This is a genomic window from Williamsia maris (genome assembly GCF_024171815.1).
Lineage (GTDB): Bacteria > Actinomycetota > Actinomycetes > Mycobacteriales > Mycobacteriaceae > Williamsia_A > Williamsia_A maris.
This window is the reverse complement of record NZ_JAMTCJ010000003.1, coordinates 585734-597610: the sequence shown is the minus strand read 5'-3', so window position 1 is coordinate 597610 and position 11877 is coordinate 585734. Positions and strand designations below refer to the sequence as shown.

At 67.8% G+C, this 11877-nt stretch carries 13 protein-coding genes, 1 other RNA gene and 1 pseudogene; 10 read left to right on the top strand and 5 right to left on the bottom strand.

Annotated features, from left to right (window positions below; genetic code table 11):
• The first annotated feature begins 6 nt into the window (after nt 1–6).
• Both LX13_RS16235 and LX13_RS16230 read left to right on the top strand, forming a co-directional pair.
• Nucleotides 7–927, top strand: coding sequence for a mechanosensitive ion channel family protein (locus LX13_RS16235; RefSeq protein WP_372499922.1), 921 nt, complete (start codon nt 7–9; stop codon nt 925–927).
• Between the two features lie 5 nt (nt 928–932).
• Entirely contained in the window at nt 933–1394 is a 462-nt protein-coding gene (locus tag LX13_RS16230) for an Rv3103c transmembrane domain-containing protein (protein WP_253662332.1), read from the top strand.
• A 5-nt stretch (nt 1395–1399) separates the two neighbouring features.
• Here LX13_RS16230 and LX13_RS16225 read toward each other — a convergent pair whose 3' ends face one another.
• Nucleotides 1400–3040, bottom strand: a complete 1641-nt coding sequence (locus LX13_RS16225) for an AAA family ATPase (protein ID WP_253662331.1) — start codon at nt 3038–3040, stop codon at nt 1400–1402.
• Nucleotides 3041–3335: 295 nt separating this feature from the next.
• Here LX13_RS16225 and ftsE point away from each other — a divergent pair, with 295 nt between their 5' ends.
• A complete protein-coding gene (gene ftsE / locus LX13_RS16220) occupies nt 3336–4022 on the top strand; it encodes a cell division ATP-binding protein FtsE (RefSeq protein WP_253662330.1) in 687 nt (228 codons plus the stop codon).
• A complete protein-coding gene (gene ftsX / locus LX13_RS16215) occupies nt 4022–4927 on the top strand; it encodes a permease-like cell division protein FtsX (RefSeq protein ID WP_253662329.1) in 906 nt (301 codons plus the stop codon). Before ftsE ends, ftsX begins: the two co-directional genes overlap by 1 nt.
• Here ftsX and LX13_RS16210 read toward each other — a convergent pair.
• Nucleotides 4912–5451, bottom strand: coding sequence for a GNAT family N-acetyltransferase (locus tag LX13_RS16210; protein ID WP_253662328.1), 540 nt, complete (start codon nt 5449–5451; stop codon nt 4912–4914). The two genes, ftsX and LX13_RS16210, sit on opposite strands and share 16 nt — an antisense overlap.
• A 140-nt stretch (nt 5452–5591) precedes the next feature.
• Here LX13_RS16210 and smpB point away from each other — a divergent pair, with 140 nt between their 5' ends.
• Entirely contained in the window at nt 5592–6071 is a 480-nt protein-coding gene (gene smpB, locus LX13_RS16205; RefSeq protein WP_188489645.1) for an SsrA-binding protein SmpB, read from the top strand.
• A gap of 4 nt (nt 6072–6075) precedes the next feature.
• On the opposite strand, the gene LX13_RS16200 is transcribed toward smpB, so the two are convergent.
• Nucleotides 6076–6609, bottom strand: a complete 534-nt coding sequence (locus LX13_RS16200) for a GNAT family N-acetyltransferase (RefSeq protein ID WP_253662327.1) — start codon at nt 6607–6609, stop codon at nt 6076–6078.
• 138 nt (nt 6610–6747) lie between these two features.
• Between LX13_RS16200 and ssrA the strand changes: the two genes are divergently transcribed.
• The 5 genes and pseudogenes from ssrA to LX13_RS16180 all read left to right on the top strand — a co-directional run bounded on the left by ssrA (nt 6748) and on the right by LX13_RS16180 (nt 9730).
• Nucleotides 6748–7115, top strand: a transfer-messenger RNA (tmRNA) gene (ssrA, locus tag LX13_RS16195).
• A 164-nt stretch (nt 7116–7279) separates the two neighbouring features.
• A pseudogene (locus LX13_RS23535) lies at nt 7280–7390 on the top strand (type IV toxin-antitoxin system AbiEi family antitoxin domain-containing protein); the annotation flags it as partial.
• Between the two features lie 246 nt (nt 7391–7636).
• On the top strand, nt 7637–8092 hold the full coding sequence (locus tag LX13_RS23530; RefSeq protein ID WP_308214766.1) for a DUF559 domain-containing protein: 456 nt from the start codon (nt 7637–7639) through the stop codon (nt 8090–8092).
• A gap of 142 nt (nt 8093–8234) precedes the next feature.
• A complete protein-coding gene (locus LX13_RS16185; RefSeq protein ID WP_253662325.1) occupies nt 8235–8792 on the top strand; it encodes a hypothetical protein in 558 nt (185 codons plus the stop codon).
• A gap of 89 nt (nt 8793–8881) precedes the next feature.
• On the top strand, nt 8882–9730 hold the full coding sequence (locus LX13_RS16180; RefSeq protein WP_253662324.1) for an aldo/keto reductase: 849 nt from the start codon (nt 8882–8884) through the stop codon (nt 9728–9730).
• 106 nt (nt 9731–9836) lie between these two features.
• On the opposite strand, the gene LX13_RS16175 is transcribed toward LX13_RS16180, so the two are convergent.
• Nucleotides 9837–11183: an alpha/beta hydrolase gene (locus LX13_RS16175; protein ID WP_253662323.1), complete on the bottom strand. Its 1347-nt coding sequence runs from the start codon at nt 11181–11183 to the stop codon at nt 9837–9839.
• Nucleotides 11184–11268: 85 nt separating this feature from the next.
• Nucleotides 11269–11862: an alpha/beta fold hydrolase gene (locus tag LX13_RS16170; RefSeq protein WP_372499949.1), complete on the bottom strand. Its 594-nt coding sequence runs from the start codon at nt 11860–11862 to the stop codon at nt 11269–11271.
• Nucleotides 11863–11877: the final 15 nt, after the last annotated feature.

Below are 11877 nucleotides of genomic sequence, written 5' to 3'. Positions count from 1 at the left end.
AGCGTCGTGCATCACACCGTCTACTACACGGCCTGGACACCGGCGGGCACCGGCGATCTGGTGCGGACGCTGTCACTGCGTGGCCTGCCGATCATCCTGTTGGTACTCGCCGCGCTGATCGCGACACGGGTGATCCAATGGGCCACCGCGCGCATCACCGGCCGCATCGACCAGGGCTTCAAGAACAGCGACGAACTCGTCCGTTCGGAGTCGGAGAAGCACCGTCACTCGGTGGCGCAGGTCATCTCCTGGGTGGCGATCGTGATCGTCTATCTGGTGGTCGCGTTCAACATCATCCGGCTGCTGAACGTGCCGATCACCGGATTCGTGGCGCCGGCGACGGTGCTCGGTGCGGCCCTGGGTTTCGGTGCGCAACGCATCGTGCAGGATCTGCTGTCCGGGTTCTTCATCATCACCGAGAAGCAGTACGGCTTCGGTGACGTGGTCGAATTGGCCGTCGCGGGCGGGATCCCGCCCGCCGAGGGCACCGTCGAGGACGTCACGCTGCGCGTCACCAAGATCCGTTCCTCCGACGGTGAGGTGATCACCGTGCCCAACGGTCAGATCGTGAAGGCGATCAACCTGTCGAAGGACTGGGCGCGCTCGGTGGTCGACATCCCGCTGCCGGCCGGGGCCGACATCAGCCGGGTCAACGAGATCCTCGGCCGGATCGGCGAACAGACCTTCGCCGACCCCCGGATGCGTCCGCTGCTTCTCGACGCACCCACCCCGATGGGCGTCACCGACATGGAGATCGACGAGGTCACCGTCCGGATAGTGGCACGGACGCTACCGGGGAAGCAGTTCGAGGTGAGCCGTGACCTGCGCTCGCGGATCGTGCGGGCCTTCGGTCGCGCGGGCATCTCGCTGGCCCCCGGCGAAACCATCCAAACCGGGGCCATGGGCGCCCCGGCCCAAACGGAGTAGAACTCATGACCACCCCCAACGAGCCGGCTGCCGAGTCCCGCTCCGACCACACACCGCCGAAGAAGTTCACCGATCGGATCCCCCGCAGACTCTTCGGGGGGCGACTGCGCACCACGACGGCGGCGCTGATCATCGTCTTCGTCGGCCTGCTGATGCTCTACGGCCAGCGGGCGGATCACTACAAGACCATCGACGAGCAGAACGCCGCCGCGTCGGCGACCCGCACCGCGGCGCCGCGCACCACCGAGGACACGCCGGAGTACACCGAGCCGACCCGGACGTCGACCCGCACCTCGTCGTCGACATCGGTTCCGTCGACGTCGTCCACGACCACCTCGGACGGGACCACCGACACCGAGAACGGTCAGACGCCGACGACCACCACGACGCAGCCGGGATTCCAGCTCCCGACGATCCCCGGCATCGTCCTACCCGGTCAGACGCCGACCACCACTCCGGCGAGGTAGTCGGGTCACATCCCGTCGTGCATCGTGGCCGCGAAATCCTCGGCCACGGTGGCGGCCAGTTCGACGAACGCCCGCCGGGTGTCGCGGTTGAGCAGCTCCAGATCGATCTCGGCTCCCTCGGCCAGGTGCTCGTCGTAGGGAACGATCTGGACCGCACGGGTGCGCGCCAGGAAGTGTTGCGCGAGTTGCCCGATGTCGATGGTGGCGGTTCCCCGGCGCGGTCCGCTGAGCACGACGATCGCCCGCGACACCAGATGGCCGTACCCGTGCGCCTGTAGCCAGTCCAGGGTCGCGCTCGCACTGCGGGCGCCGTCCATGGCCGGGGTCGAGACGAGGATCAGCGCCTGCGCCATGTCGAGGACGCCGTTCATCGCCGAGTGGCTCAGGCCGGTCCCGCAGTCGGTGAGGATGATGTTGTAGAACCGCTGCAGCACTCGCATGACGCTGCGGTAGTCCTGCTCCCCGAAGGTCTCGGCGACCGCCGGGTCCCGTTCGGACGCAAGCACTTCGAGTCGGCTGGGGGCCTGTGACGTGTGTGCGCGGATGTCGGAGTAGCGGAAGATCGAGTCGTCCATCAGCACGTCGCGGACAGTGGACCGCGTCTGCTGCGGGACACGCTGGGCCAGCGTGCCGAGGTCGGGGTTGGCGTCCACCGCGATCACCCGGTCACCACGCAGGTGAGCGAACGTCGACCCGAGACCGATGGTGGTCGTGGTCTTGCCCACGCCGCCCTTCAGCGACAGCACCGCGACGCGGAAGTCGCCGCGTACCGGCGCGTTCAGTCGGTGCACCAGCTGGTCGTAGTAGACGGTGTCGCGGGAGTCGCCGGGGTTGAGGTGCCCGCCGGAGATGCGGTGGACGGTGCGCCGCCATCCCGCCTGCGGGGCACGACGTGCCTTGCGCAGCAACGCCTCCGCGTCGAGCTGGGCCTGACTCTGCGGCCCTCCTCCGAATCCCTGCGGTCCCGGGCCGAACCCCGGCGGTGGATAGCCGCCGCCCGGGCCGGGATAGGGGGCCTGCTGCCCCGGCGGTGGGCCGGACGGGTACCCCTGCTGCTGTGGCCGTCCCTGCCCGAACTGCTCACGCTGCTGCGGCGGGGGCCCCGGGTAGGCGTTCGGCGGCGGACCCTGCCATCCGGGTGGCGGACCACCGGGAGGCGGACCCTGCCACGGGCCGCCGGGTCCGTCGCCCTGCCAAGGCTGCGGTGGACCGTCGTTCTGCCACGCGGGGGGCGGTCCCTCGTTCTGCCATGCCGGCGGCGGGCCGTCGTTCGGCCACGGATTGGGTCGGGCGTCGTCGCGCCACTGCGCCGGGGGCGCGTCCCGCTGGGGTGCTGGAGGTGCGTCCCGCTGGGGTGGCGGCGGTGCGTCCCATTGCGGCGCGGGACCGTCCCATCGGGGCGGCGCGGGTGGCCCGTCGGACCACGGCGGCGGCCCGCCCTGCTGTGGCCGACCGTCGTCGGGGTGATCCTCGGCCTGCTGATGGCGCGACGGAGGTGCCTCGAGTGGTCCGGTCCGGGACTCGGACCCGTCCGGACCCGGTTCGGTCTCCCGAGGGTCCTCGCGATCGGCGTCCGGGGGAGTGGGCGCGGCGGCGCCGGCCAGCCACGGTGGCGGCGCCGGGGCCTGGTTGCTGTCGAAACTCACGTACGTCCTCGACTCTTCTCGTGTGACCTGATCGGCCATGGGTCTCGTCGGGCGGATGTACGAACTCTACGGCCTGCGGCCGACGCGAAAAGGTCGTCGGCGCCGCGCTGAGCGCCGCGGCAGAGCCCGGTTCCCCCCGGCTGTACGCCTCCATGATGCAACCGCGGGCACCCGGCGCGCGACATCGGCACCCCGCCCCGGGGCGACGGAGATGCCGCACAGGCGCGAAGACGTGGCGAGAACACCATCGTCAGCCTGACCGGGACCTGTTACAGGTGTGGCTACACTGGCCGCCGTGATCACGCTGGACAACGTCACGATGAAATACAAGGCCTCGGGCCGACCCGCTCTACAGGGGTTGAGCCTCGGCGTCGACAAAGGAGAATTCGCCTTCCTCATCGGGCCCTCGGGTTCGGGGAAGTCGACGTTCTTCCGGCTGCTGCTCAAGGAGGACACGCCGACGAGCGGTCAGATCCGGGTCGGTCAGTTCGACGTCAACAAACTGCCCAGCCGTCGCGTGCCCCTGCTGCGACAGTCCATCGGATGCGTGTTCCAGGATTTCCGGCTGCTGCAGCAGAAGTCGGTCGCCGACAATGTCGCGTTCGCACTCGAGGTGATCGGCAAACCGAAGTCGACCATCGCCCGCGTGGTGCCCGAGGTGCTCGAGTACGTCGGCCTCGGCGGCAAGTCCGACCGCATGCCCTACGAGTTGTCCGGCGGTGAGATGCAGCGTGTGGCCATCGCACGCGCCATCGCCAACCGGCCGTTGCTGCTGCTGGCCGACGAGCCCACCGGCAACCTCGACCCGGAGACCAGCGAGGAGATCGTCGATGTGCTCGACCGTGTCAACCGACGGGGCACCACGGTGGTGATGGCCACGCACGACCAACACATCGTCGACGCCATGCGCAGACGGGTACTCGAGTTCAATCTCGGACGCCTGGTCCGCGATGACGAGCGCGGCGTCTACGGGGTCGGCTGATGCGCGCGAGTTTCATCGTCAGCGAGGTTCTCAACGGACTGCGGCGCAACGTGACCATGACGTTGGCCATGGTGCTGACCACCGCCATCACCCTCGCCATGTTCGGCGGCGGGCTGTTGGTGGTGCAGATGGCCGACAAGAGTCAGCAGATCTTCCTCGACCGCGTCGAGATGCAGATCTTCATCTCCGATCCCGTCGCCGACGCCGACCCGGAATGTCGCGCGGCGCCGTGTTCGACGCTGCGCACGCAGATCGAGAACGAGCCCGGCGTCGACTCCGTGCAGTACATCGACCGGGCGGCCGCGTTCTCCGACGCCAAGACGAAGACGTTCGCCAATCAGCCCGACATCGCGTCGATGATCCGGGAGGACACCCTCCCCGCGTCGTTCAAGGTGCGGATGTCGGACGCCAACCGCTTCGGCGCCGTGCTCGACAAGTACCGCGACGCCGACGGCGTGGACGGGGTCCTCGACCAGCGTGAGCTGGTCAAACGCATCTTCAGCGTGCTCGACGGCACCCGCAACGCCGCGTTCACGGTGGCGTTGGTGCTCGCTCTCGCCGCGATCCTGTTGATCGCCAACACCGTTCAGGTCGCCGCCTACACGCGGCGCACCGAGGTCGGGATCATGCGACTCGTCGGCGCGACGCGGTGGTACACGCAGTTGCCGTTCCTCCTCGAGGCGGTGGTCTCGGCGTTGGTCGGATCCATCCTCGCCATCGCGGGCCTGTTCGGCGCGAAGGTGCTGTTCTTCGACAAGGCGCTGTCCGACCTGTACGGCGTCAACATCCTTGCTCGGATCACCATCTCCGACGTCGTGTTCGTCTCGCCGTGGCTGTTGATCGCCGGAGTGGGTCTGGCGACGGTCACCGGATACGCGACGCTGCGGTTCTACGTCCGGATCTGACGCTCGAACAACACCACGCTCATGTCGCGTCCGTACCGGGCGGGTAGCGCGGTCTCGCGGATCTGCGCGAAACCGAGCGACCCGTAGTAGTTGACCAGGGTCGTGTTGTGTGCCGCGGTGTCGAGCCGGATGACGTCGTGGCCGGCGTCGCGCGTCCGCTCGACGCACCACTCGATCATCTGACGTCCCCAGCCCGAGCCCGCGTGCGCGCGATCGACCATCAGACCGTGGACGTATCCGGCCGGCGCATCGTCAAGGCCCCAGAACAGCGGGTCCGACCACGCCAACCGGACGCAGGCCACGATGCGACCGTCGAGCCGTGCGACGTGCCACTCGCCGAGCTCGATGCCCGCGGCGACCTCGGCGGCGGGCAGGTCGCCCTCGTCCCACTGTCGGATGCCGGTCGAGGTGATCCAGCGGGCGAGCTCGTCACGCAGCGCGGCGATCACCGGTGCGTCGGCGGGTACGGCCGGTTGCATCGGTGGCAGGGGAGTGGGGTCGGTCGGAATGGAACGTGCAGCCATGTGGTTAGTGTCCCTGCCGCCTGCCGTGAAGTGAAAACGATTTCCGCGTCCCGATCGAGGTCAGTAGGCTGGCCTTTTCCGTTCGCGCGCCGGTCGGGTGCGCCGGGACGATCATCGACGAGACGAGAGCAGGTGAAGAGATGGTGAAGGAAAAGGGCCGCAAGGCCATCGCGACGAACCGCAAGGCGCGGCACAACTACCTCATCCTCGACACCTACGAGGCCGGCGTCGCGCTGCTCGGGACCGAGGTCAAGAGCCTGCGCGACGGCAAGGCGTCGCTCGTCGACGCGTTTGCGACCATCGACAACGGCGAGGTCTGGCTGCGCGGATTGCACATCGCCGAGTACGGCAACGGCTCGTGGACCAACCACGCGCCGCGTCGCAACCGCAAGCTGCTGCTGCATCGGCGCGAGATCGACGGTCTGACCGGCAAGATCCAGACCGGCAACCTGACGCTGGTACCGCTGTCGATGTACTTCAACGAGGGCAAGGTCAAGGTCGAGTTGGCCCTGGCCCAGGGCAAGCAGGCCCACGACAAGCGCCGCGCGCTCGCCGAGCGGACCGCGGTGCGCGAGGTCACCCGCGAGCTCGGACGCCGCGTGAAGGGCATGCCCGGCTGAGTCGTCACATCTCGGTGAACGGCGGGGCGTAACGGAAGTCGCCCACGGCGGAGTCGGTCCACGAGCTGAGCCGTCGCGCCTGGAAGTATGTGCCCCACTGCGGGTCCGGGGATCTGACGTCCAGGGTCTCGGCTGCGACGAAGCCGAACCGTGAGTAGTAGGCGGGCTCGCCGAGCAGTGCCGCCACCGGGTAGCGGAGAGCATCGCTCGCGGCGACCACAGCGTGGACCAGTGCCGACCCGATGCCGTGAGACTGCGCGTCCGGTGCCACCGCGAGGGGCCCGAGTCCGACCGCCCGCTCATCACCGATCCACGATTGTGTTCCCATCACCATGCCGACGATCTCGTGGGTGTCGCGGGACAGCGCCACCAGGGTGAGGGCGTCGACGGCGTCGGGTCCGGCGAGCAGGCGGCGCGTGAGTTCCACCTCGACGGGTTCGGTGTCAGGCGACTCCGGCGTTGTGAACGCCGCGTGGATCACCGCGAGCATCGCATTCGTCTCGGCGGTGTCGGTTCGGTCGAGCGGTCGGATGAGCATGGGGCGATGCTATGGATCGCCGGTTCGCGAGCGCCACCCAGTTTCGACCGTGACGCCCCGGCGACGGAATCGGAATGAATCTGTCGGTGCGGCTTGTTAGTATCAACTGTCCGCCGTGTCAGCGGCGGACACCTACACGGGGCTGAACGGTTTCGACTGCGTGCATCGATGTAGGGGAAGCGTGTCGGTGCAGGCGAGAGACCACCGTGAGCGTCATCGCAACCAATTAAGCGCCGATAAGAATCAGCGCGACTACGCCCTCGCCGCCTGAGCGAGCGCTAGTCTGTCGGCCCGGGTGTGCTCCCGCCCCGGGTACCGGCATCATTCAGGGAGCTCACCGTCCTCCTCGGTCGCGGAGGGGGACGGGACATCCAACAGCGACTGGGATCGTCATCTCGGCTTGTTCGCGTGACCGAGAGATCCGAGTAGAGGCGTAGCGAACTGCACACGGAGAAGCCCTACTGACATGACGAAGGACCCGGGTTCGATTCCCGGCAGCTCCACCGTCACAGAACGGACCAGGACATCAGTCCTGGTCCGTTCTGCGTTTCGCGATGTGCCCGACTGAGATCGTCCGATATGCGGCCCGTCGAGGGCAATGTGCCCTTGATCAGCTCTATGTCGGACGATCTCGACGGATCCCGGCGGGCCCGGTCACCGTCCAACACTGATGGAACACGGAGTCTTCGGTCGAGCCGAGCTCGCTCGCCTCGGGATGACGGAGGCGCAGGTACGTCGAGCTGTCCGGTCCGGTGATCTGGTCCGATTGCGATCGGGCTGGTACGCCCGGCCCGACGCGGACCCGACAGTGGTGGCCGCGGTGCGCGCAGGCGGAGTTCTCAGCTGCGTCTCGGCTCTGCGGCGGCACGGCGTGTGGATCGCGCCGGGGTACGAGACGGTGCACACCAGGGCGAGCAAGAGTCTTCGCGGATCGGTGCCGAGGCGTTGCCGCGCACCGGGACCGCCCCTTCCGACATCGGCTGCTGTCGACCCTGTCGATGTCGCGCTCCGATGCGCGGTGCTGTGCATGAGCGAGGAGCACTGGATCGCTGCCTGCGATTCGGCACTGGAGTCCGGACTCGTCGACCGCGCCGACCTCGACGTCGTCCTCAACGCCCGAGGCAGATCTCTGTTGTCGAAGTGCGACGAGCGCTCTCAATCGGGTACGGAGTCCATCTGTCGAGTTCGCCTGCGTGCGCTGCGATTCGGGGTGGTCGTCCAGCCGAAGATCGCCGGCGTCGGAAAGGTGGACCTGCGGGTGGGCAAGTTGCTCATCGAGTGCGACAGCAAGACCCATCACACGAGTCTGGAGAACTACCAAAATGATCGGCGCCGCGACCGGTCTGCGCTCGTCACGGGATGGATGACGATGCGGGTGACCTATGACGACGTCCTGTACGGCTGGGATGGCGTGCTCGACGACGTCCAGACCATCACCCGAGCGGATCGTCACCGAATCCGTGGCAGAAATCGTCTGACATAGACCTCATCAAGGGCGTATTGCCCTCCAAACCACCCCCATCGGACGAAGTTCGCTGCTCCCGGGAGAACGGCTGCTGGTAACGCGGCGTACCACTACGGCGATGTCCCGTCTGACTGATTTGTACCCGAACAAAGGACCTCCCGTGCGCCGACTCCTCGTCCTTCCCGTCGCCCTTGCTGCTGCAGCGGTTTCGCTCACCGCCTGCGGCTCCGACACCGATTCGTCGGCCGCTGTCTCGTCGACGCCCGCCTCTGCCTCGGTGTCTGCGGCAGCGCCGTCCACCACCGCGGTGTCAACCTCGTCGTCGGTGCCGGAGTCGGAGACCGACGAGGCAGCACCCGCGCCCACGGTGAGCGACGAGAACGTGGACGGACCGCCGCCCGCGGCAACGCAGACCCAGGCGCCGAAGTCGCCGCTCGGCAGTGACGCATGTGCTTTCGCAACGCAGGACTCGCTGCTGTCGGCGCTGCGCGCGAGTCCCGACTTCGAGCGTGTCGCTCGGCCCACCGGTTTTCGACGCATCCAGTGCTCGACCCCGTTCGCGCTCGCCTCGACCTCCGGGACCCCACAGTCGTCGGGCGTGTTGTTCCAGCGCACCGGACAGAGCTGGACCGTCCTCGACGTCGGGTCGGCGATCCAGTGCGCGCAGTACGGCGTGACCGCCGCGCAAGCACCAGCCCTCGAGGGTTGTGCCGTCTGAGCTCGATGGAATGCGCGTCCGACAGTGAGCGTTGGAAACGATCGTGGGCCTGAGATTCGGGCCTGCCATCAACTTCTGGAGGACGCCCGATGACCTCGGTCCCGACCATTGCACTCAACGACGGACGCAGCATCCCGCAACTCGGGTTCGGTGTGTTCCAGATCGACGCCGACGAGACCGCCAAGGCCACCCGCCTCGCGCTCGAGACCGGCTACCGCCACATCGACACCGCGCAGATGTATGGCAACGAGAAGCAGGTCGGCGAGGGCATCAAGGACTCCGGCATCGCCCGCGACGACATCTGGGTGACCACCAAGCTCAACAACGGCTTCCACCGCCCAGACGACGCGAAGCGCTCGTTCGACGAGAGCCTGAGCAAGCTCGGCCTCGACCACGTCGATCTCTTCCTGATCCACTGGCCGCTGCCCACCCAGTACGACGGCGACTTCGTCACCACCTGGAACACGCTCATCGAGTTCCAGAAGGAGGGACGCGCCAAGTCGATCGGCGTCTCGAACTTCCAGCCGGCGCACCTCGACAAGCTGGCCGCGGAGACCTCGGTCGTGCCGTCGGTCAACCAGATCGAGGTGCACCCGTACTTCACCAACACCGAGGCCATCGCCTACGGCACCGAGCACGGCATCGCCACCGAGGCGTGGTCACCCATCGCGCAGGGCAAGGTCCTCGACGACGACGTGATCGGCCAGATCGCCGAGCGTGTCGGCAAGTCGACCGCTCAGGTGACGCTGCGGTGGCACATCCAGCACGGGAACATCATCTTCCCGAAGTCGGTGACCGAGCAGCGCGTCAAGGACAACTTCGACATCTTCGATTTCGAACTGTCCGGTGACGACATCGCCGCACTCGACGGTCTCGACAAGGGCGAAGACGGACGCACCGGGCCCAACCCGGACACGTTCGATTACATCCCTGAGTGAGCCGACCCATCCCTGAGTGAATGACTTCCCGGACCACGTGAACCGGGAGAACGAGAAGACCCGGCAGGGGTGATCCTCCTGCCGGGTCTTTTCACATCCGTACTTTTTACTGTCGGGCGTCGGTGTCGATGCGCTCGTGCAGCCACGGCAGGGCGTCGGCGAGCGCGGTCGCCCCGAACGACCAGGTGTGCGGTCCGGCGCGGTAGACCTCGGTGGTCGTGACGCCGAGCGAATCCGCCAGCGACGACAGCTGTTTCGCCGCGGTGATCTGACTCGACCCGACCGTTCCGCCGGATCGCTTGCCCTCGGACTGGAACCACCCCGCCAGGTCGGCGTACCGCCCATGGGCACGCATGACCGTCGCCGGGTCGAAACGATCCCACGCCACGCGGTCTCCGCCGTAGAGGGTCTTGACCGTGTTCTGCTCGTCGCCCACGTTGGGGCCGATGTCGCCGGAGATGTCGACGAACGTGCCGAAGTCGTCGGGGTGCCGCACGGCCAGGTCGATGGCGCACGTGCCGCCCATCGACCAGCCGACGACAGCCCAGTTGCGGGCGGCGGACGCGGCCGCGAAATGCGAGATGACGTAGGGGCGGACCTCGTCGACGATGTGGGTGTCGACCTTGCCTCGGGGGCCGTCGACGCACTCGGTGTCGTTGCTCAGACCGCCCGAGGGGTCGACGAGCACCAGGATCGGCGCCCGACCGCCGTGGTCGCGGGCGTAGGCATCGACGATCTCGAGGGCGTTGCCGCTGCGCACCCAGTCCTCGGGGGTGTTGATGACCCCGCCGATCATCACCACCGCGGGCAGCCGCGGCGGGGTCGGTCCGGCGAACCACGCGGGCGGCAGATAAACGTACTCGGTGCGGTGATGGAACCGGCTGAGCGAATCCGGGGCATCGAACGGGACGATCCGGCCGGTCTCGGTGGGCTTGTCCCGGAACGCCGCCAGCTTCGCGACGGTCGTCTGATTGGGCAGCGGGCCGGCGGTGATCCCGTCCCACGCCCGGGTCAGGGTGGGGTAATAGCCCGACCACTGGTTGGCGACGAGGGCCACGCTCACCAACGCCAGGGGGAGCGCGACGGCGGCCGCGGCGTGCTGCCACCACCGGGCGTGACGCACGCCGGCGGCGATGACGACGATCATCGTGGCCGCGATCGCCGCGAAGACCCAGAACAGCACCGGCGCCGAATCCGGGGCCAGTCCGCGGTGATCGAGGTAGAGGTAGAGGCCGACCGAGGTCAGTGCGCCGACCCCGATCGCGGCGGGCACCCACACGGTGCGCCATCGGCGGGTTCGCCAGCCGATGGCGGTGATGACCAACGCAGCGGTGATCAGCTCGACGATCGTCGGGAACCAACCGGTCAGCAGGTGGACGTCGAGTGTCATCGCCGAATGTCGGGCAGGGGTGTACTGCCACTGCTCCGCGGACAACACCTCGACACCACGCACCTGATGATGATGCAACCGTCACCTGTTGGAATGCTGTGAATCGGCGCGTATTCGTCTGAGCCCGATGTGATCGTGCTCACCGGGGTCATCGACCGATCGCGGTCCGTACGAAATCGACGGCCGCGCGCTGCCACCAGCCGATGTGGTCGAGCATCGCGTGCCCGCCGTCGGGGACGGGTACGAACGTCGCGTCGAAGCCCGCGGCCGCCAGTTCGTCGATGCCCTTGGCGGTCCGGTGTGGATACGTGCGGGTGTCGGCGGTGCCGTGCATCGCCACGACGCGGACGCCCGGATGGATGTGTCGCCAGTCGGCGTACTGCCACCACGGTGCGAGCGCCAACAGTCCGTGTACGCGGGCATCGGCCGCGAGATGTGCCGCGACCCGACCGCCCATGGAGTGCCCGATGACGTGGATCGGCACATCCGGATACCGGGCCGCGGATTCCTCGAGTGCGGCCCAGGCATACGGCATCGGACTGGCCTGGCCGCCGTTCCACCCGTAGACGCGATAGCGCACCTGCCGCACGGCGACCCGACCGCGGAACACGGCGGCGATCGACCACGTGAACGGGTACATCCGCAACGCCGACGGCGATCGCCAGGAGCTGCGTTCGTAACTCGAATCGGTGCCGCCGGGGAGTACCAGCACCACAGCGGACACCGGGCGGCGGTGAACGATCACAAACACACTCCT

Coding starts and splice junctions, on each gene's coding strand:
- LX13_RS16230 (WP_253662332.1), top strand. CDS start 933: ATGACCACCCCCAACGAGCCGGCTGCCGAGTCCCGCTCCGACCACACA.
- ftsX (WP_253662329.1), top strand. CDS start 4,022: ATGCGCGCGAGTTTCATCGTCAGCGAGGTTCTCAACGGACTGCGGCGC.
- LX13_RS16210 (WP_253662328.1), bottom strand. CDS start 5,451: ATGGCTGCACGTTCCATTCCGACCGACCCCACTCCCCTGCCACCGATG.
- smpB (WP_188489645.1), top strand. CDS start 5,592: ATGGTGAAGGAAAAGGGCCGCAAGGCCATCGCGACGAACCGCAAGGCG.
- LX13_RS16200 (WP_253662327.1), bottom strand. CDS start 6,609: ATGCTCATCCGACCGCTCGACCGAACCGACACCGCCGAGACGAATGCG.
- LX13_RS23530 (WP_308214766.1), top strand. CDS start 7,637: ATGAGCGAGGAGCACTGGATCGCTGCCTGCGATTCGGCACTGGAGTCC.
- LX13_RS16180 (WP_253662324.1), top strand. CDS start 8,882: ATGACCTCGGTCCCGACCATTGCACTCAACGACGGACGCAGCATCCCG.